The sequence below is a fragment of the Synechococcus sp. WC10meta genome (assembly GCF_047461475.1).
On sequence record NZ_JANSHF010000007.1, the window covers coordinates 24,655 to 42,448 of the forward strand.

At 59.5% G+C, this 17,794-nt stretch carries 20 protein-coding genes; 14 read left to right on the top strand and 6 right to left on the bottom strand.

Annotated features, from left to right (window positions below):
* Positions 1 to 24: 24 nt before the first annotated feature.
* Positions 25 to 705: a DUF3318 domain-containing protein gene (locus NW804_RS05010; protein ID WP_414420897.1), complete on the bottom strand. Its 681-nt coding sequence runs from the start codon at positions 703 to 705 to the stop codon at positions 25 to 27.
* Between the two features lie 133 nt (positions 706 to 838).
* The gene (locus tag NW804_RS05015) at positions 839 to 1,330 is read right to left on the bottom strand and encodes a YajQ family cyclic di-GMP-binding protein (protein ID WP_414395400.1); all 492 of its coding nucleotides are present in this window, start codon (positions 1,328 to 1,330) and stop codon (positions 839 to 841) included.
* 119 nt (positions 1,331 to 1,449) lie between these two features.
* On the opposite strand from NW804_RS05015, the gene NW804_RS05020 reads away from it, so the two are divergent.
* The 7 genes from NW804_RS05020 to NW804_RS05050 all read left to right on the top strand — a co-directional run bounded on the left by NW804_RS05020 (position 1,450) and on the right by NW804_RS05050 (position 7,520).
* Entirely contained in the window at positions 1,450 to 2,268 is an 819-nt protein-coding gene (locus NW804_RS05020) for an SDR family oxidoreductase (protein ID WP_414420896.1), read from the top strand.
* Positions 2,269 to 2,352: 84 nt separating this feature from the next.
* Positions 2,353 to 2,715, top strand: a complete 363-nt coding sequence (locus NW804_RS05025; protein ID WP_414395404.1) for an FHA domain-containing protein — start codon at positions 2,353 to 2,355, stop codon at positions 2,713 to 2,715.
* Between the two features lie 373 nt (positions 2,716 to 3,088).
* Positions 3,089 to 3,649 carry a DUF192 domain-containing protein gene (locus NW804_RS05030; protein WP_414423002.1) on the top strand — a complete coding sequence of 187 codons (561 nt, stop codon included), beginning with the start codon at positions 3,089 to 3,091 and terminating at the stop codon, positions 3,647 to 3,649.
* A gap of 124 nt (positions 3,650 to 3,773) precedes the next feature.
* Positions 3,774 to 5,039 (top strand): bifunctional sterol desaturase/short chain dehydrogenase, encoded by a 1,266-nt coding sequence (locus NW804_RS05035; RefSeq protein ID WP_414423003.1) that lies wholly within the window; start codon positions 3,774 to 3,776, stop codon positions 5,037 to 5,039.
* A gap of 176 nt (positions 5,040 to 5,215) precedes the next feature.
* A complete protein-coding gene (locus tag NW804_RS05040; protein ID WP_414423004.1) occupies positions 5,216 to 5,929 on the top strand; it encodes a DUF4397 domain-containing protein in 714 nt (237 codons plus the stop codon).
* Positions 5,930 to 5,960: 31 nt separating this feature from the next.
* Positions 5,961 to 6,692 (top strand): FAD-dependent thymidylate synthase, encoded by a 732-nt coding sequence (thyX, locus tag NW804_RS05045; protein ID WP_414423005.1) that lies wholly within the window; start codon positions 5,961 to 5,963, stop codon positions 6,690 to 6,692.
* An 84-nt stretch (positions 6,693 to 6,776) separates the two neighbouring features.
* Positions 6,777 to 7,520, top strand: coding sequence for a class I SAM-dependent methyltransferase (locus NW804_RS05050; RefSeq protein ID WP_414423006.1), 744 nt, complete (start codon positions 6,777 to 6,779; stop codon positions 7,518 to 7,520).
* Here the strand turns inward: NW804_RS05050 and NW804_RS05055 are convergent.
* Together NW804_RS05055 and NW804_RS05060 are read right to left on the bottom strand one after the other, a co-directional pair.
* Positions 7,517 to 8,983 carry a hypothetical protein gene (locus NW804_RS05055; protein ID WP_414423007.1) on the bottom strand — a complete coding sequence of 489 codons (1,467 nt, stop codon included), beginning with the start codon at positions 8,981 to 8,983 and terminating at the stop codon, positions 7,517 to 7,519. The genes NW804_RS05050 and NW804_RS05055 overlap by 4 nt on opposite strands.
* 235 nt (positions 8,984 to 9,218) lie before the next feature.
* The gene (locus tag NW804_RS05060; RefSeq protein WP_414420890.1) at positions 9,219 to 10,589 is read right to left on the bottom strand and encodes a hypothetical protein; all 1,371 of its coding nucleotides are present in this window, start codon (positions 10,587 to 10,589) and stop codon (positions 9,219 to 9,221) included.
* 170 nt (positions 10,590 to 10,759) lie between these two features.
* Between NW804_RS05060 and NW804_RS05065 the strand changes: the two genes are divergently transcribed.
* Entirely contained in the window at positions 10,760 to 12,214 is a 1,455-nt protein-coding gene (locus NW804_RS05065; protein WP_414410079.1) for a BCD family MFS transporter, read from the top strand.
* Here NW804_RS05065 and NW804_RS05070 read toward each other — a convergent pair.
* Positions 12,211 to 12,564 carry a DUF6464 family protein gene (locus NW804_RS05070; protein WP_414423008.1) on the bottom strand — a complete coding sequence of 118 codons (354 nt, stop codon included), beginning with the start codon at positions 12,562 to 12,564 and terminating at the stop codon, positions 12,211 to 12,213. The two genes, NW804_RS05065 and NW804_RS05070, sit on opposite strands and share 4 nt — an antisense overlap.
* Positions 12,565 to 12,710: 146 nt before the next feature.
* Between NW804_RS05070 and NW804_RS05075 the strand changes: the two genes are divergently transcribed.
* The 6 genes from NW804_RS05075 to NW804_RS05100 all read left to right on the top strand — a co-directional run bounded on the left by NW804_RS05075 (position 12,711) and on the right by NW804_RS05100 (position 16,983).
* Positions 12,711 to 14,036 carry an FAD-dependent oxidoreductase gene (locus NW804_RS05075; RefSeq protein WP_414423009.1) on the top strand — a complete coding sequence of 442 codons (1,326 nt, stop codon included), beginning with the start codon at positions 12,711 to 12,713 and terminating at the stop codon, positions 14,034 to 14,036.
* 45 nt (positions 14,037 to 14,081) lie between these two features.
* The gene (locus tag NW804_RS05080; protein ID WP_414423010.1) at positions 14,082 to 14,795 is read left to right on the top strand and encodes a hypothetical protein; all 714 of its coding nucleotides are present in this window, start codon (positions 14,082 to 14,084) and stop codon (positions 14,793 to 14,795) included.
* A gap of 155 nt (positions 14,796 to 14,950) precedes the next feature.
* Positions 14,951 to 15,259, top strand: a complete 309-nt coding sequence (locus tag NW804_RS05085) for a hypothetical protein (RefSeq protein ID WP_414410076.1) — start codon at positions 14,951 to 14,953, stop codon at positions 15,257 to 15,259.
* Positions 15,260 to 15,337: 78 nt separating this feature from the next.
* The gene (gene secG, locus NW804_RS05090; RefSeq protein ID WP_414395434.1) at positions 15,338 to 15,577 is read left to right on the top strand and encodes a preprotein translocase subunit SecG; all 240 of its coding nucleotides are present in this window, start codon (positions 15,338 to 15,340) and stop codon (positions 15,575 to 15,577) included.
* Between the two features lie 5 nt (positions 15,578 to 15,582).
* A complete protein-coding gene (locus NW804_RS05095; protein WP_414395435.1) occupies positions 15,583 to 16,245 on the top strand; it encodes a YqiA/YcfP family alpha/beta fold hydrolase in 663 nt (220 codons plus the stop codon).
* 39 nt (positions 16,246 to 16,284) lie between these two features.
* Positions 16,285 to 16,983: an HAD family hydrolase gene (locus tag NW804_RS05100; RefSeq protein ID WP_414423011.1), complete on the top strand. Its 699-nt coding sequence runs from the start codon at positions 16,285 to 16,287 to the stop codon at positions 16,981 to 16,983.
* Between the two features lie 44 nt (positions 16,984 to 17,027).
* Here the strand turns inward: NW804_RS05100 and fabG are convergent, their stop codons facing one another.
* Positions 17,028 to 17,771, bottom strand: coding sequence for a 3-oxoacyl-[acyl-carrier-protein] reductase (fabG, locus tag NW804_RS05105; protein ID WP_414395568.1), 744 nt, complete (start codon positions 17,769 to 17,771; stop codon positions 17,028 to 17,030).
* Between the last annotated feature and the right edge of the window lie 23 nt (positions 17,772 to 17,794).

The window sequence follows — 17,794 nt, forward strand, 5'->3', positions numbered from 1 at the left end:
ATCCCTAACTAGCTTTGAGAGCCCTCAGCGCTGGAAAGGGTTTTGGAAAGGATTCGGGCTGGAGCTTTGCCTTCTGTTGCGGTACTTGGGGTTGATGGTCAGGGTGCCAGCTCCCAGGCCTCGCTGCGCCAAAAACTCCAGGTTGCGGTGGCGCATGGTGGTGTCGTAGTCAGTTTTAACGCGATCTTCTAGAATAGCCACCTGCTGCAGCGCACTTAGCAAAATGGAAGCTGCCTGTTCGGAGGTGTAGCCATTCTGGGAGGCATAGCGCACGGCAAACTCGTCGGCTGCCACCTGGGCCTTCTGGCCTTTCTCCGCTTTGCGCAGAAGGAACACTGCTGACGCCGCCAAACCAGAGGCCAGAGCCACGCCAAGGTTGTCCCCCATCTGCAGCTCCACCAGGATGCCCATCGTGCCTGCTCCAATGAGAGCAGGATACAGCAATAGCGCCGACCAGTTGTCTCCCAAGGCCAGCTCGGTGGCCATCACGGCTTCCCGCAAAAAGTAGATCTTCTGTTGATCAGGGCTCAGCTTCTGCCAACGGCTAAGGTCGATGGCAAAGCGGGTGTACTTCTGCCAGGGGAAGCGCCAGAGCGGCTGCACAACCCGAGACTGGTCAGGGGATCCAATCTCGATCTGCACCTCAGGTCGGATCTCCACCGGGAGAAACTGGATCAGGCGATCGAACTCAGAAATGGTGTACATACCGGCGCGGTAGAGCTGCAGTTGGAGATGGAGATCACTACCTACCTATGGTAAAGGATTCTGGTCTTCTCTGGGGGCTAGCTCCCAAAAAGCCTAGAGCCAAGGGGCTACGCGAACTGGGACTGTTGCCCTGCTACCGGTAATTGACAAACTGCAGTGCCACCGGGTAATCCTGCTGCTTGAGCATTTGAATTACCGCCTGCAGCTCATCTTTGTCTTTGCCGAAAACCCGCACCAGATCTCCCTGAATCGAAGGCTGCACCTTCTTGAAGTTGTCGCGGATTTGCTTGGCAATCTGCTTGGCCAACGCCGGGTCAATGCCTCTTTTGAGGCGAACTACCTGACGCACCCGGTTGCCAGCGGCACTTTCCGGAGCTTGAAAGTCGAAGATCTTCAGGGAGAGGCCCCGCTTAGCTGCTTTGGCTAGGAGAAGATCCCGAATGGAGTTGAGAGCCATCTCGCTGGCGGTGGTGATGGTCAGGGATCCCTCCTCCAGCTTAATTTCCGTCTGGGTATCCTTGAGGTCGTAGCGCTGCTTAACCTCCCGCTGAACCTGGTCTAGCGCATTCACCAACTCCTGCCGGTTGAAGTCGCTGACAATATCAAACGAGTGGGTGGAGGCCATAGCCCTCCTCTTCACTGGCGTTCCGTAGTTTAAGCCTATCAAGGGCTTCGCAGGTGCGGGAGAGGCTACAACAGAGGAAGGGAGACTCCCGCTCCTCCTCGAGTTAGCAAAGCAGCAAGATGGGCGATGTTGTTTTAATTACAGGCGCTTCCGAGGGTATCGGCAGGGCAACTGCCTTTACCTTTGCCCGCGGTGGCTACCGCCTGGCACTGGCTGCCCGCACGGCCGAAACCCTGAAGCAGACAGCCATCGAGCTGGAGCAAAGGCTCAATGCGGAAGTATTGGCTGTCCCCACCGATGTGACGCAGCCGGATCAGGTGCAAAAGCTGGTCGAGGCTACCCTGGAGCGCTATGGTCGCATCGACTGCCTGATCAACAACGCCGGCATCTGTCTGAGTGGCCCTTTCCTGCAGACGACGTTGGAACACTGGCAGGCGCTGATGGCAGTTAACTTCTGGGGCTATTTGCACACCATCCGGGCAGTGCTCCCCGACATGCTGAAGCGCAAAAGAGGCCAGATTGTCAACGTCGGCTCTATAGGTGGCAAAATGCCCCTGCCTCAGATGGCTGCCTATTGTGCCAGCAAGTATGCAGTTAGCGGGCTGACGGAGGCGCTGCGTCTAGAGCTGCAACCCCACGGCATCCAGGTCATCGGTGTCCATCCGGGCCTGGTCAACAGCAACTTTCTCAAGCGGGCCATTTTTCTCGAGGAGCCGGGAGAGGACAACTTGACCCACCCAAGCAGGGCACGGCAGCGAATGCAGCAGGCCTTGGAGAGCTTTTGGGTTAGCCAGCCGGAAGATGTGGCCGCAGCCATCTGGGAGGCTGTCTGCCACTCCAAGTCAGAAGTGGTTGTCGGTATGGCCCAGTGGGCAGTAGCAGCCTACACTCTCTTTCCTGGCTGGGTTGGTCTGTTGCTGCAAAGTTTGCCCGACTGATCCTAGGCTCAACTTCGCCAGTTCAGAGGCGGGTATAGTGTATGGTAGGCCCTGCCAGTTGCAGCGGAAGGATCCTGAGGATCTATGGTAGACCCCGTGCCTTCTCCTCCAAGTGCTCAGCAGCATCTTCTCATCGTGGAAGACCGAGATGGACGCCGCACGCAGGTGCTGACGGCTGCAAAGTACTTTATCGGTCGCGACCTGGCCAACGATATCTGTCTTAACTCTCAGTACGCCTCCCGCCACCATGCCATGCTGTTGCGCATCCCTGCTGAAAAGGAGGGAGAATACTCCTATCGCATACTGGACGGGGATCTGGAGGGCCGGCCCAGCACCAACGGCCTGTTGATCAACGGCCAGAAAGTCTCTACCCACCAGCTTAAGTCGGGAGATGTCATCAGCTTTGGTCCAGACGCCAAGGCTACCTACATCGTCAAGAACCCCTAGCTTGACCTTTATTGGGTTTGCCTTCTTCTTGAGGGTTTTCCTCTAGTCCTCGTTCGCGACAGCGGTGCGGAGTTGCCGGACAATTCGCTACCTTGTGGCACAATGTGCAATTTCGCCAACGCACCTTCTGCCTTGACGTGGACTAGCTAAGCTAGTAAGCTGGCAGGTGCCTTTTTTCTAGGCATTTTGCCTGGGCTAAAGTTGGCTCCGTCTCTAGCCTGTGGGCTCTATCCAGGGCAAGGAGCAACCACTGTCAGCTCGACGGGAGGTGGGGGCTGTGGAGATCCCTCTGGCGGCGCGGTAGGCGTTGAGCCTGCTACCAGTCATGGATCATGGGAGTGTTTGTTAGCGTTTCGTAGGTCTCTCAGAGCGGATGAGTTGGCAGTCACAGAGGGGTCGGCGCTCCTACCAGGTTGTCCCCGTGGGCGGGATTGCCTTGGGCCTGGCTCTGCTGCTGCTGGGATGTGCCTCCTCATCTTTGGAAGCCCAGGGGACGGCAGCCGTGGCCAACGCTGCCCCCGCTAAAGGAGAGCCCCAGCACCTGCCCGTGGAAGCAGAAGTAACCCTTGCCGGTCGGCGCTTTGAGCTGGAGGTGGCTCGCACCCCTGAGCAACAGCGGCTGGGCCTGATGTTCCGCACCGATTTGCCGCCCAATCGCGGCATGTGGTTCCCCTTCGACCCACCCCAGCCGGCTGCCTTCTGGATGTTCAACACACCGCTGAACCTGGACATTATCTTTCTCCACCAAGGCCGGGTGGTGTACATCGCCGCCAATGTGCCCGGCTGTCCCGCCCTGCCCTGCCCCACCTATGGGCCTCCCCCCAGCCAGCTAGTGGACAGCGTGCTGGAGTTCCGTGGCGGGACGGCAGCGGCCTTGGGCTTGCAAGTTGGAGATACGGTTGAGATCCGCGAGCTCTCGCCCAGAACCCCTTGAGGATCCCGTCTGCCGTCTTGATTGCGATTGGGATGGCCTCTTTGCGATGATTCTTCCTAGGGGTCGCTGATGCAAAGAGGCGACGGCGAGCTCAGGATGGTTCGGCTACTGCCAGCAAAGCCCTATGGAGGTTAGCAGCGTAGCCCAGTGGCTGGGGGTCGGGGCTGTGGCCCTGGCTTGTGTGCTTTGGGCCGAGATTGTGCGGGATGTGCGCCATTGGCTAGCCCACCAGTGGCCCTGGCTGATGCCCAAACACACCCTGCACCACCGCCTGTTTCGCCCCGATCTCAGCGTGGTAGACCCAAAGTTATACCGGGAATCCCAGTGGCACCACGACGTCCCAGAAGCGGCGACGATGCTTCTGGCTGGGATCCCCTGGGTGGTGCTGTTGGGACAGGGATCCTGGCTGTACGGCCTGGCGGCGGCGGTGGGAGTGGTCTACTCGGCCAGTTTCTTAGCTGCTGGCCTGCTGCGGGGCTGCGGGCTAGCTCTGCAAACGGATATTACCCACCAGCCGGGGCCTTTCCCTGCTCCTCCCAGCCAGTGGCATGTCAACCGCGCCTACCACTGGCGGCACCACTTCGACGACACCAACGCCTACTTCTGCGGCACCCTAACCTTGCTGGATCGGATCATGGGCAGCAGTCTCTCTTTTAAAGGCAAGCGCGTGGCCATCACTGGCGCCTCTGGCACCCTGGGCCGGGCCCTCTTGAAGCACTTTTCCCGCCATGGGGCCCAAGTCATCGCCCTCAGCTCCCATGCGGATTCGGTTTCCATCGAAGTGGACGGACAACTCCAGCCGGTGCCGACTGTTCGCTGGCAAGTGGGGGAGGAGGGATCCCTGGCCAAGCTCCTGGAGGAGGTCGATATCCTGGTAATCAACCACGGCCTAAACGTCCATAGGCAACGGGATCCCGAATCGGTTCGCCAGTCCTATGCCGTCAACACCTTCTCGGCATGGCGCCTGATGGAGCTATTTTTCCAGACGGTGCGCAGCAATCGGGAAATGGCCACCAAAGAGGTCTGGGTGAACACCTCCGAAGCCGAGGCCAGCCCTGCTTTTAGCCCCCTCTACGAGCTCTCCAAACGGGCCCTGGGCGACCTGGTGACCCTGCGCCGTCTCGATGCTCCCTGCGTGGTGCGCAAGCTTATCCTTGGCCCTTTCAAGAGCCAGCTCAACCCGATTGGAGTTATGTCGGGGGATTGGGTGGCCGCCCAAATCCTGGCCCAGGCCAAACGCGACTGCCGCAACATCATCGTCACCATCAACCCCCTCACCTACCTACTTTTCCCGCTGAAAGAGTTGGCCGTCAGCACCTATTTCCGGCTCTTCAGCCGCCGCTCTTCTCCACTAGCCGTCCCCGATCCCAGCGCTGGGATCCCAATCTAGGGAGTCGGGCAAGTCCTAGCCAGCTTATGGCATTGGGCGCAAAGGTGGAGTAAGACAAAAGCAGGTTCTTTGGCGTCAGCAGGATGGGATCCCTTCGGGGAGCGAAAATGCCCTTTTGGAGAATTCAGCAGCTCGCTCTCTGAATGAACGTTGGGTGTGAGGAGTAGGAGTGAGCGATGAAAATTGCGCAACAATGGGCGTGCGCAGTGCTTTGCCTAGTGGGTGGCGCCTGGATACCGGGGCTTTTGTCCGGCTGTGCCATTCCCATAGCCGCTGCAGGGGTTGCCGAGGTTCAGGTGCGCCTGGTACATGTGGCCCCCAATACCCCTCCCCTTGACTTGGAAGTGGGGGGCGTCAAGGTAGCGCGCAGTGTAGCCTATGGCTTGGTGAGCGAGTATACCCGCTTGCCGACAGGAGAGTACGACATCCTGTTGCTTGCAACGCCCGAGACGTCCTCGGCTTCTCAGGTGGTGGCCAAAACGGTGGCCAACTTTAGAGGTGGGGGAGTATTCTCAGTGGTGGCCGCTGACGAGCCCAATCGCGTGACGGCCTTGGTACTAGAAGACAATATTAACCCCCTGTTCGATCAGGCCCTGGTGCGGTTTGTCCACGCTGCCCCCGACGCGCCCCCTCTGCAATGGCAAGGGGAGCGGGGACGAGTGCTGATACCCCAGTTGGCCTTTGGGCAGGCTTCTACCTTTCAGGCGATGCGCCCCGGCTTTACCCAAGTCCAGGTGTTCACCGTCGCTCCCAGGATCCCCCTGCAACGCTTTGACCTGCAATTGGAGGCAGGCAAAGTCTATACCCTTTATGTGGCAGGGTTGCTGCGTAGCAATCCAAGCTTGAGTGGGGTGCTAGCGGAAGAAACGCGGGCTCGTCGCCTTCTCTAGGTGTCTTCCTCCTACCCTTCGGGAAGTAACAGTGGATACCCTATTCCGGGTGGAGGTGCTCAGCCAAACCCCAGATCCCGAGCGGGTGATCTGGCTGGCGATGCACCAGGACTACAGTGCGGAGTACGTCGCGGCTGCCAGTCGCGTCCCGGCCAATTACGGTGAGGCGGTGGTGCGGCACCTATTGGAGGGTGACCGTGGGCATTATGGGCCTTTGGAGCATCCGCAGATTACGTTTGCTGTGGGGTATTTTCCGCACTTAGTGGTGCAGCAGGCGCGCACGCACCGTATTGGGGTGTCGTTCGATGTGCAGTCGTTTCGGTACACTGGGAAGCAGCTTCTGGAACTGGGATCCGATCCCAGCCCTGACCAACTGGAGCAGGTGTTCTATGTCCCCGCCAACATCAAGGAGGGGCAGGCCAAGACTCGCGAGGGAGTTTGCCCCATCTCCCCAGAGGCGCTAGGCATTGTGCTAGAGCAATACCGCAGCCAAGTGGCCGCCTACCGCCGCTTGGTAACCGAGTGCGGTGTACCACCTGAGGATGCTCGCTGCGTTTTAGGCTACGGCATTCGGCAGCACTTTGTGGTGAGTTTTAACTGCCGTAGTTTGATGCATTTTTTGGATCTACGTGCCAAGGCGGATGCGCAGCGTGAAATTCGGGAGTTGTGCGACCTGATTTGGCCCCACTTTGAAGCGTGGTGCCCGCACATTGCGGCGTGGTACCGCAAAAACCGCTGGGGCAAGGCTAGGCTATCTCCTTAGAAATTGGATGAGAACGCCCTACAAAGCCTAGAGTCAAGGCTTAGAATTCCCTGAGCTTTAACCTCGCCTTTTGGATAGGGGTTTATGGATCCCAAAGCTTATGAACAAATGGCGAGCCTAGAAGATCGGCATTGGTGGTTTCTGGGCCGCCGTCACATTCTCAGCCGGGTTATTGCAAGGATCCCTCTTCCTCCCGCAGCTTGTATTTTGGAAGTCGGCTGTGGCAGCGGTGGCAACCTGGAAATGTTGTCTCAATTTGGCCAGGTCTTCGCAGTGGAAAGAAGCGAGATAGCATTGCCTATTGCCCGGGCCCGTGGAATCGGAGTTGTGGCCGAAGGGGAATTGCCACATCGGATCCCTTTTGGTTCTCAACAATTTGATTTGATTGCTCTGCTGGATGTCCTAGAGCATTTGGAGGAAGACAAAGCGGCTCTGGAAGCCCTTACCAAGAGGCTAAAGCCCCCTGGCTACATGGTGATTACGGTACCGGCCTACCCCTGGCTATGGAGTACCCACGACGAACTCAATCACCACAAGAGACGCTACACGCCGGAACAACTTCGCTCCCTACTTAAAAGCGTCGGCTTGGAAACTTATATCTTTACCTTTTTCAACAGCTTTCTCTTTCCATTGGCAGCAGGGATCCGCCTAGCCCAAAAGGGCCTACGCCTCAGGGAGAGCCAGGATCTGAAGATGCCCTTGCCCTGGGTCAACTGGCTTTTAGCTGAGATCTTTGCTGCAGAAGCCTATTTGATCCCCAAGTTCCCCCTGCCCTTTGGCCTGTCTCTGTTGGCAGTAGCTAGTCCTAGGAAAGATGCGTTGGCCTAGTCTCCCAACTCGGGATCCGGCCGTACCCGCACTTCCATCTGGCGCAGCAGCCGCAGCGAGCTTTCCGGCCCATCGATCATCTGCTGCTCGTTGATCCAGTAGGTGGCAATCCCCAGGTCCTCAAGGAAGCGGATGTAAGGATCCGGCGGCGGCCCGTCAAAAACGGCGGCTTTTTGGACGGAAAAGCCCTGCTCTAGCCAAGGCGTGAGGGCAAAACGCTCGTAGTAGAGCAACTGCCCCACCACCTCCTGCATGACCTCTGCTGCATCTTTGTGGTGTAGCAATTTCACCTCGGCCAAAAGCAGCTGCCCGTCTGCAACCGCCAAGAAGTCAAAGGTGTGCTGGTCTTCGCGCACTTCCAAGCCAGCCAGACGGAACCAGCGGCGAAACTGGTGCAAGATTTCGTTGTGGCGCTCGCTGCGCTCCAACTGACGCCGGCGGCGGCGCTCTGCCATCAGCGGGTCTGTCCCGGCAGAGGAAGGGATACCACTGCTGCAAAACTGGGGCGGCTCGTCGGGATCTAAAACCACCCTACCCCCTGCAGGTTGGTGCAAGAGGGGTGGCATAGAGGGCAACAGCTCGACGGCTCCCCACTCCACCTCCGGCTGCGCAGCCAGGGCAAGCAGAGGGCGGTTGAGAGGGTGTTCCGGGTGGGTGTCAAACAACAGCTTGAGTTGGGAGTGGCTAAACTGAAAATCTAGACGGAACTGTTCCACAGAAAGGCGATCCCGACCCTTTTGCAGAGTCTCCTGGCCAAAGTAGAGCATCACCAGAAGAGGATAGATGGGTAGAGGGCGATGGGGTGGGATAAGCATGGCCCACATCGCGTCAGTCCAGTGGGGAAGCAGGATCTCGGCCTGTCTGCCCTTGCCCACCACCTGCAGCATTTTGGGGTGGCCGGGCTGCCAACCACAGGGATGGTCGTCGAAGCCACAGGTTTGCCGCCCTTGGTCCACGCTTAGGGGGTAGCGCCCGTCGTAGAGGCGAAAGGGACACAGATCCCGGTCTGCTGCTAAAAAACGCTCGTCCTGCCACAAGTGGGCGGCCAGGGCATGACAGCCAATGCCTTCCTGGCTGTTGCAGGCTTTGAGCCAGCGGCGTTCGACCAATTTGCCCCCCACTTTGCTTGGCGCCAGAGGCCGAACAAGGCCATTTTCCCCTTGGTTAAACAGGGGCCACACCAGGGGCTCCCCTGTCTCTGGCAACGTAGGTAAGAGAGGGTGGGTTTTGGTGTAAAACGGGTCACAAATGCGCTGGGCCACCTGCTCCAGGGGCAGGCCATGGGGAGACCCCACCGGCGGCAAAAGGGATCCCGATCCGGCCTGAGCGCGGTGATACTGGATGGCCAGGGCCACCTCCAGCCCTATGGGACGCAGTTCCGGCGTGAGCTGCCGGTAGCGCTGCAGTAGCCGGGAAGCTTGCACGAACAGGTCGTAGCGCCGAACGGGAACTGCCTCAGCCATAGGGTTGCAGGAAAAACTCCCCACTGCCTTGGGCAAGAGCTGGCACAGACAAGCACCATGGCCTCAAGAAATGAGACCTTGGCAACTGTCTCTGCAGACCCTGACCTTGCCGAGGATATCGGGCCGACACCCATTCCCCTTGGCGTCAGGTCAGTAGTCAGTGTAGTGGAGAAACCCAGGCGCGAGAAGATGTTGCCACCTGGCGGCAGGTTGTGGGAAAAATGCGCAGCAGGCCCTAGCGTCGTGGCCACCAAGGAAACCAAGGAAGTCGCCAAGGAAACCAAGGAAAGGGAAAGGGGCGCTCTGTCTCTGCGTCGCGGTCGTACTCCGTAGGTCGGCCTGTATCCCGCTGAATCACCAAGCTGCCCACATAGTCGGCCTCTCGATAGACGCGGGCAATTTGATGGTGAATTTGGGCCATGTCTTCAGCAGAGACCACACCATTGTCGGTGGCTTTGTAGAACTGGATCGTGACCCGAATGGGAAAGCGGGGATCTCGCTCGATGTCCAGGTTGTTGATCTCGGTGAAGGGGCCTTCCACCGGCCCATGTCCGATGACGGCGGCTTCTACATTGCTGAGGCCGGCCAGGCCGGCTGCGGGTCCGAAATTGACAGAGATATCCTCAACTTCCCTTCGCGGCGGCTGCCGCTGCTGGAGAGGTACTTGGATCACCATCACCAGGTTCAGGGCTTCTTCTGCTACTTCCGCCGAATGGGGATCTCTGGGGGTTGGGTTGGCGGCTTGCTCGGCCCGAAAATCGCTGAGGCGCTGCCCGGTGAGGCTGGCCCGTTCACCGTTCTGATTGAAGAAAAGGCGCTGGCCCCAAATAGCCCCGCCCACCCTATCTTCGGTGCGGTTCTCGATCACCGTAATGCTGGTGCCCTCGCGGGTGGCCAAGATTGCCAGCACGGCTGGGTTACCGGGATAGGATTGGTAGTTGAACAACACCGGGTTGAATTGGGCAGAGCCCCCGGCAGGGATAGGCAAAAAGGCAGCTTGGGCGCTCACCAACACATGGCTATCCCGTGGAGCCAGCAGGGAGTTCCGGTTGCCGGCCCAAGAGCCGGGATCATGTAAGTAGCGGCGCAGATTCCCCAGCAGCTCTCGCAACGACACGGGTTGCAGGGGTTTTCCTTTTTCGTTGCCCACCAGCACCTGTAGGCTGTCGAGGGGCAGGTCGGCAGACAGATCGGCAAAGTTGGGGTAGCGGATCACCGGCATCAAGCTCAGCTCGTAGTGACCCGTTCTGGGGTTGAGCTGTTGTACCTGGATGGTCATGTCGCTGATGTTGGGGCCAAGGGCAGATCCCTTGTGGCGTCCGGTATCTTCCCAGGTGATGTTGACGATATCCAGCCCATACTGCTTTGCCAAGGCTCGCGCTTGCGGATCCCAGGTCATGGAGATCGTCCGGTCGATGACCTGCCTGTAAGCCAAGTATTCCGCCCACTCTGAAGGAGTGGGGGAAGAAAGGGACTGGTGGAGCGGAAAATCCATAGGGGTTGCCTGCGAGGTGGACACCATCAGTGTAGGGACGAGGGCTGCTCCGGCCAGGGAAATGCCCACCCAGCTCAGTGAACTCAGCAGCCAGGGGATGGGGGCGCGCATAGCAATACTCCTGAGGATTGGAAATTGGGGGACTATACCCTGACAATAGCTCCCAAAAGGGGAGAGGACGTGGCGGTTTCACTTTTGGCAACCCCATGCTTTTGCCGGGATCCCAAGCCACCTGGGCTACCATATAGAAATCGTAGCGCTCCTGCCAACTTTCCCAGATCATGGCCAATCTTCAACGGGATCCTGAGGTCAACTTGTCGGCTGCTTCGGCTCTTGCCCAAAACCCCCAGCCGGCAATCCCCTCCTTGCCGTTGCACGTCATGTTTCGCTTGGGCCTATTTCAGATGGGCTTGGGGATGATGTCGCTGCTGACGCTGGGGGTGCTCAACCGGGTCATGATCGACCCCAATCTCTTGGCCATCCCGGCCACGGTAGCAGGGGGATCCCTGGCCATGCACCAGTTGGTGTCTCCGGCCCGCGTCTGGTTTGGGCAGCTTTCCGATGCCAAGCCTTTGTTTGGGACGCACCGCAGCGGCTATGTACGCCTGGGATCGGTGCTCTTTGCCCTGTGCATCTTTTTGGCAGTGCAGGTGGTGTGGGGTTTGGGGCAGAGCTTTGCTAGAAGTGGCTGGTCGCTGGCCACCTATGGCTGGATTGCTCTGGCCGCCTTCATGTTTGCTCTTTACGGGCTTTGCCTCAGTGCCTGCTCCACGCCCTTTGCGGCGCTGCTGGTGGACGTTTCCGATGAGCACAACCGCTCCCAGTTGGTGGGGATCGTCTGGTCGATGCTGATGTTGGGCATTGCCGGGGGAGCGATTGGCTCGGCGGTGCTGCTGCGCGGCCTGGATCTAGAGAATCTCCAGAGTACGATTAACCGCCTCTTTATCGTCATTCCTGCCGTGGTGATCCTGCTGGGGGTCATCGCTACCTGGGGGGTAGAAAAGCGCTATTCCCGCTATGGATCCCGTTCCACCTTGGCCGGGCGGGAGGATCAGATTACCCTGGGCACGGCCCTCAAGGTGCTCACCGCCAGCCGCCAAACCCTGATCTTCTTTAGCTTTTTGACCCTGATGACCATGGGCCTGTTCATCCAACAGCCGGTTCTCGAGCCCTATGGCGGCGAGGTCTTTGGCATGACGGTAGCCCAGAGCACCCAACTCAACGCCTTTTGGAGTATAGGCGTCTTGGTAGGGATTGTGGTGACTGGCTTTCTCATCGTGCCTAGGCTGGGCAAGCAGACGACTGCCCGCTTGGGCTGCCTGCTGGTGGCCCTTTCTTTTGGGCTGACCATTGCCGCAGGGTTTACAGGCAAGCCGCAGCTGCTGCAGCTATGTATGATCCTGTTCGGCTTAGCCTCGGGGATCACCACCAACGGCGCCATTAGCCTAATGTTGGATTTGACAGCAGCAGAGACCGCCGGCACCTTCATCGGCGCGTGGGGCTTGGCCCAGGCGATGTCGCAGGCGCTTTCTACCCTCATTGGCGGCGCTTTGCTCGATCTGGGGCGGCTACTTTTCCCCACTTCCTCGGTGCTGGCCTATGCCACCGTCTTTGGAGTGGAGGCAGGGGTGATGTTGCTGGCAGTGTATCTGCTGGGCCGGGTGAGCGTAGCGGAGTTTCGGGAAAACACCAGCCGCGCTCTCACCAAAGTGCTAGCGCTTGAGTTAGAGGGCTAACGCCGTGGCACCGGCTCGTAGTGCGGGCAACCCTGGCAGGGCCCAGTGGGGTTAACGGCGCAGCGCAACAGGGGCGAGCGGGCATTGAAGCGACAGGAGGGATCCCCCAAAAACTGGCCTGCTTCAGGGGGTGGGCTCACTGGGCGAATGAGGGCGCGGATGCCACAGAGGTGATATTTGCCCTGCCGCAACTGGTAGGAGTGGCGCTTTTCTAAAACCAGGTAGTGCTGCTCGGCTAGTTGAACGTAGGTGCCCGGATGGGGGCTGGTTTCCCAGGGGCATTCGTCTACCACCTCTCCCGAATCGGCATCGATCCACTGAATGGGCAAGGTTGGGTTGACAGAAGCCATAGGGCACAGCGGCAGCCAGCCTGGAGAACAGCTCGGCAAACGAAGGGATGGACGCAGGCTGGCTTGTACTACCAGCTTTACTCAGTGTAGTGGATTTCCCGGGGTGGCTGGACGGCTTGGGGGAGAGAAGGAGGCAGCTAGAATACGTGGGCGAGAAAGGATCCCGGCAGAGCATGGGCAAAGTAGTGGTTATCGGGGCGGGGCTGGCCGGCTTAACCTGCGCCAAGGTGCTGAGTCAGGCGGGGTGGAGGGATGTCCTAGTTTTGGAAAAAAGCGACGGCCCCGGGGGCCGGGTGCGCACCGACGAGGTGGAGGGCTTTCGCCTGGATCGCGGCTTTCAGGTGCTGTTTACGGCCTACCCTCAGGTGCGGCGGCATCTGGATCTGAGCAGACTTGACCCCTGCCCCTACCGTCCGGGAGCTATCCTGGCCCGATCCGGTCGCTGCTGGCTGTTAGGGGATCCGCTGCGGGATCCAGCCAGCCTCGTCTCTTCCCTATTCAACCCCCTGGCTAGCTTTGGGGACAAGCTCAAGGTGCTGCAGTTGCGAGCGGAGCTGGCGCAGCGCACGCCGGAGCAGGTCTTCCAGGAAGGGCTGGGGGGATCCGATGGCTCGGTGCGAGAGTTCCTAGAGGGGTACGGGTTCTCCGCCAAGATCTGCCAGCACTTCTTCTACCCCTTTTTCCGCGGCATTCTTCTGGATCCAGAGCTGGCCAGCAGTGCCCGTCTCTTGGCGTTCTATTTCAAGATGATGGCCGAGGGGGCCATTGTCACCCCAGCGCTGGGCATGGGAGAACTTGCCCGCCAACTGGCCAGCTACCTTTCCCCAGAGCAGATCCGCTACCAAACCCCGGTGGAGCGCATCCTGGTGGAGGAAGGAAGAGTGCGCGGGATCCGCACCGCCGGCGGAGAGGAGATCCCTGCCGAGTGGGTAGTCTGCGCCACCGAGGCCCCTCAGGCGCGGGCCTGGCAAGCCGAGCTCTGTCCCCACGCCACTGTGCCCATCCCCACCCAGGGACGGTCGGTTACCTGTCTCTACTTCTGCGCTCCCTTTTCTCTGGCCCGCGGCGCCTACTTGTACCTCAACGCCAGCGGCCAAGGCTGGATCAACCACTGGGTTCAGCTCACCCGCATCAGCCCGGCACTAGCTCCTCCTGGCCAACACCTCTATTCGGTGACGGTATTGGGGGATCCCCCCTTGAGCGACGAGGAGCTGGCCCAAACCTGTCGGGCCGAGCTGCAGGTCTATTTTCCCAAAGCCCCCTTGAAACAGTTGCGCCTGCTGCGGGTGTATCGCATCCCTTTTGCCCAGTTTTTGCAGCCGCCTGGCTTCCAGCAGCATTTGGTTCCCACCCATAGCGGCCTGCCAGGCCTTCTCTGGGCTGGAGAGTACACTCACCAGAGCAGCATCGAGGGATCCCTGCGCAGCGGCGAACAGGCAGCGGCCTGGATCCTGCAAAAATCGGCCTTGTAGACTTTCTTAACTCTACTCCCGGAACCAAAGCTGGGATCCCGTGGTATGAAGGGGGTGGACTTAATCGCCCACAGGGATCCCTCCGCCATGCAAAACGCCACCCTTAGCCCAATCCCGCTCCTGCAGCGGTCGTTTGAGTTGGTAGGTCCCATCTACTGGCCGCTGCTGATCCTGGCCTCTCCAGGCTTTATTCTGGCCATCGTCACGGAGCTGACCCCACTTCTCGGGGGGATCCTCCAACTGGCCTATGGCATTGTTGTTGCACCGATCCTAGGCGGAGCAGCCTTGTGGCTGGTGGATCAGCGCCTGAAGCGGCAAGCTCCCCTGCTGGGCAACAGCCTCGACCGAGCTGTCTCGAAGGCAGTGCCTCTAGTTCTGGGCACCCTCTTAGCAGCACTCCTCTCTTCCCTTGCCTCCATCTTTCTGATCATCCCAGGCATTTATGTAGGGGTTAAGCTGGCCCTCACACCTTGTGCCATTGCTCTAGAAAATCAAGGAACTACAGGAGGGCTGCGCTACAGTTGGAATCTCGTCAAAGGTCGTTGGTGGGGCGTGTTTTGGGCCCTTCTGGTCCTGGGCTTGATTCTTGGTTTTGCGGGTGGATTGATAGTTGGATTTGTCACAGTTGTGGCTGATGTTGGCGACTTTGGGGTGAGCATGGTTGCGACTGCCGCTGCCACAGCCGCTGTGCCCATCTTCTGGGTCTATGTGGTTCTCCTGTTCCGATCCCTGCAGCAGTTGAAGGGGCAGGCGGCCTAGTTTTGCCCCGCCGCTCAAGCCGGGGGCTTTTCGTAACCCTGGAGCTTACAAGGGCAGCCCCTGTGAGCAGACGTTCAATCCGCCATTTAGCGGAGCCCAGAGCAGGAACTCTTGTCGAGAATAGACAAGAGACCTCCCCCGGGAGCACCTCTGCTATGAGCGAAGCTAGGGCAACCGCCATCCAGCAGATCATCCAAGCAGCTATGAGGACTGGTCTGCTTACCGCTGCTCAAGAACACGAGCTGAACCTGAGGCTATTTCAAGATGGCTGTTCCGAGGCGGATTTCTTCCTGCTGCGTCGCCTGCACTCCTGCTTGCGCCAGGGATCCATCCGTCAAGTGCCAAGCTTGCTCAACCCAGTAGCCAGGGGTTGCTTTGGCGCCCCTCTAGTGACCGACAAAGTCGAGGAGGCTCAGCTCCAACCTTGCGAGCTGAGTCGAGCGCACAACCCTAAAGTTAGCTAGGGGAAGGCCCAGGGTGCATTAGAGTTGGAATCCGAGTGATAATAACTCCAGCAATGTGCCCTAGTGGGATCCTCTGCAATGGAAGCTTTTTTCGAGTTTCTCTGGTCTGCCTCGGCTATTTTGCTGGTGATCCTGGTGCTGTTGCACAGCCCCAAGGGAGATGGCCTGGCGGCTATTAGCGGGCAAGCCCAGTTGTTTGCCAGCCCCAAGAGCGCTGAGCAAAATCTGAACCGCCTCACCTGGACGGTGGCTACCCTTTTTCTCTCCATCAGTGTGGTGCTGGGAGCAGGCTGGCTCTCCACAGGCGCAGGGCAATAAGTAGCGTGGCAGTCATCTACTTGCACGGCTTTGGCTCGGGGCCGCAATCAGCCAAGGCTGCCTTTTTCCGCCAGCGGCTGCAGCGGCTTGGGATCCCTCTGGAGGTGCCGGATCTCAACCAAGGCAACTTTACCCAGCTCACTCTCTCTCGCCAGATCCGGCAAGTTTCTGAACAGTTGGCTGCCATGGGGCATCCTCCTGTTACCCTGATTGGCTCTAGCCTGGGAGGTGTAGTGGCTGCCTGGGTAGCTGAGCAGCAGTCTTGCGTGGAACGGCTGGTGTTGCTGGCACCGGCCTTTGGCTTCTTGCAACATTGGCTGCCGCGGCTAGGGGCTGAAGCCGTGGAAGCTTGGCAACGCAGCGGGCAAATGCTGGTCTTTCACCACCAAGAAGGGCGGCCGCTGCCCTTGGCCTATGACTTTGTTACCGATGCCCAGCGCTACCCCGAGGAGGCACTGCGCCGGCCTGTGCCCACCCTGATTGTGCATGGGACCCGCGACGAAGTCATCCCCATCCAAGCCAGCCGCAACTACGTCGCCCATCGCCCCTGGGCGCAACTGGTAGCTGTGGAGAGTGACCATGCCCTCACCGATGTTCTAGAAACCCTCTGGGAGGTGGTCAGCCGCTTCTGTGGCTGGTCCCAGTTGCCTTCGGAAACGCCCTCCTAGCCTATCTGCCGTTTTGGCCCCCCAACGTCCTTCAGCCCCATGCTGCCCCCCAAAGTGCTCCGTGCCGCTGAGGCAACTGCCGGCCTCTTTTTGGATATGGACGGGGTAATCGTGGATTCGGAGCCAATCCACGCCCGCGCCGGTGCCATTGCCCTAGAGCGCTGCCGGCTTGCTCTAGATCTGGCTCCTGTCTCCCTGCAGTTTAAGGGGCGCACTGACCGGGACATGTTTGAGTATCTCGTGGAACACCTGACGGACACCCCGCCTGCAGAGCGGCCCCTGCTGGTGCAGCGCTTGATTGAGGAAAAGGCCAGGGCTTTTGGGGAGCTGTTGGAAGAGGTGCCCTTGGTGCCGGGGGTGTTGGAGTTTCTGGAGCTCAGCCGCCGTCGCTTTTCGGCCCTTGCCCTCACCACCTCTGCTACCCGTCGGGATCAGGAGCAGATTTTCCAACGCTTTGACCTAGGCCGCTGGTTTGACGCTGTGATTACCGCTGAAGATATCCAGCGAGCCAAGCCCGACCCCGAGCCCTATTTGAAAACAGCTGCCAAAGTGGGCTTGGATCCTAGCTTGTGTTTGGTGGTTGAAGACTCTGCCCACGGGATCCGCGCGGCTAAGGGGGCAGGCTGCCTTGCGGTGGGCCTCACCACTGCTTTTACACCACTAGAGCTGCGTCAGGCAGGCGCCGATGCTGTGGTGGACAGCTTTGCCGAATTGGCAGAACTTCTGGAGCTGGAGTAGAAAGAATCGTGGAGTCAGGACAAGTCTTCCAGAACCGGAAGGCTCTAGCCCATCGTCATGCCGCCGTCGATGGCAAAGACTTGGCCGGTGATGTAGGCCGCCGCCGGGTCAGCCGCCAAAAAGCGCACTAGCCCCGCCACTTCCGCCGGGGATCCCAGTCGCCCCAGAGGAATTTGGGCCAGGATGGGGCCAGGATCCAGCTTTTCCGTCATCTGGGTAGTGATAAAGCCAGGGGCGACAGCGTTGACGGTGATGTTGCGGCTGGCCAGCTCGCGGGCTGCTGTCTTGGTTAGACCAATTACCCCCGCTTTGGCAGCGCTGTAGTTGGCCTGGCCGGCGTTGCCCACCAAGCCCACCACTGAGGTGATGTTGATGATGCGTCCCTGCCGCTGCTTGACCATGATCTTGGCGGCTGCTTTCAGGCAGAGGAAGACTCCCGTAAGGTTGAGATCCAGCACTGCCTGCCAGTCTTCCGGCTTTAGGCGCAACAAGAGGGCATCGCGGGTAATGCCAGCATTGTTAACCAGCACGTCCACCCGGCCCCACCGCTCCATCACCTGCTCAAAGAGCCGCTCCACTTCTAGGGGTTGGGAGACATCGGCGGCCAGGGCCATCCCCTCCCCTCCCACGGCGGCAATCTCCTGCACTAGCGCTTCGGCCTCGGCGGCAGAGTGGGCGTAGTTGACGACTACCTTGGCGCCAATGGCCCCTAGATGCAGGGCAATGGCCCGGCCAATGCCTCGGCTGGCTCCCGTAACCACGGCCACCTGGTTGTGGAGCGAGGGCAAGGGGAGGAGTTCAGACATAGGCA

Coding starts and splice junctions, on each gene's coding strand:
- NW804_RS05085 (WP_414410076.1), top strand. CDS start 14,951: ATGAGCGAAGCTAGGGCAACCGCCATCCAGCAGATCATCCAAGCAGCT.
- NW804_RS05040 (WP_414423004.1), top strand. CDS start 5,216: ATGAAAATTGCGCAACAATGGGCGTGCGCAGTGCTTTGCCTAGTGGGT.
- NW804_RS05100 (WP_414423011.1), top strand. CDS start 16,285: ATGCTGCCCCCCAAAGTGCTCCGTGCCGCTGAGGCAACTGCCGGCCTC.
- NW804_RS05030 (WP_414423002.1), top strand. CDS start 3,089: ATGAGTTGGCAGTCACAGAGGGGTCGGCGCTCCTACCAGGTTGTCCCC.
- NW804_RS05060 (WP_414420890.1), bottom strand. CDS start 10,589: ATGCGCGCCCCCATCCCCTGGCTGCTGAGTTCACTGAGCTGGGTGGGC.
- NW804_RS05050 (WP_414423006.1), top strand. CDS start 6,777: ATGGATCCCAAAGCTTATGAACAAATGGCGAGCCTAGAAGATCGGCAT.
- NW804_RS05020 (WP_414420896.1), top strand. CDS start 1,450: ATGGGCGATGTTGTTTTAATTACAGGCGCTTCCGAGGGTATCGGCAGG.
- NW804_RS05035 (WP_414423003.1), top strand. CDS start 3,774: ATGGAGGTTAGCAGCGTAGCCCAGTGGCTGGGGGTCGGGGCTGTGGCC.
- NW804_RS05015 (WP_414395400.1), bottom strand. CDS start 1,330: ATGGCCTCCACCCACTCGTTTGATATTGTCAGCGACTTCAACCGGCAG.
- NW804_RS05025 (WP_414395404.1), top strand. CDS start 2,353: ATGGTAGACCCCGTGCCTTCTCCTCCAAGTGCTCAGCAGCATCTTCTC.
- NW804_RS05010 (WP_414420897.1), bottom strand. CDS start 705: ATGTACACCATTTCTGAGTTCGATCGCCTGATCCAGTTTCTCCCGGTG.
- NW804_RS05080 (WP_414423010.1), top strand. CDS start 14,082: ATGAAGGGGGTGGACTTAATCGCCCACAGGGATCCCTCCGCCATGCAA.
- NW804_RS05070 (WP_414423008.1), bottom strand. CDS start 12,564: ATGGCTTCTGTCAACCCAACCTTGCCCATTCAGTGGATCGATGCCGAT.
- secG (WP_414395434.1), top strand. CDS start 15,338: ATGGAAGCTTTTTTCGAGTTTCTCTGGTCTGCCTCGGCTATTTTGCTG.
- NW804_RS05065 (WP_414410079.1), top strand. CDS start 10,760: ATGGCCAATCTTCAACGGGATCCTGAGGTCAACTTGTCGGCTGCTTCG.
- NW804_RS05055 (WP_414423007.1), bottom strand. CDS start 8,983: ATGGCTGAGGCAGTTCCCGTTCGGCGCTACGACCTGTTCGTGCAAGCT.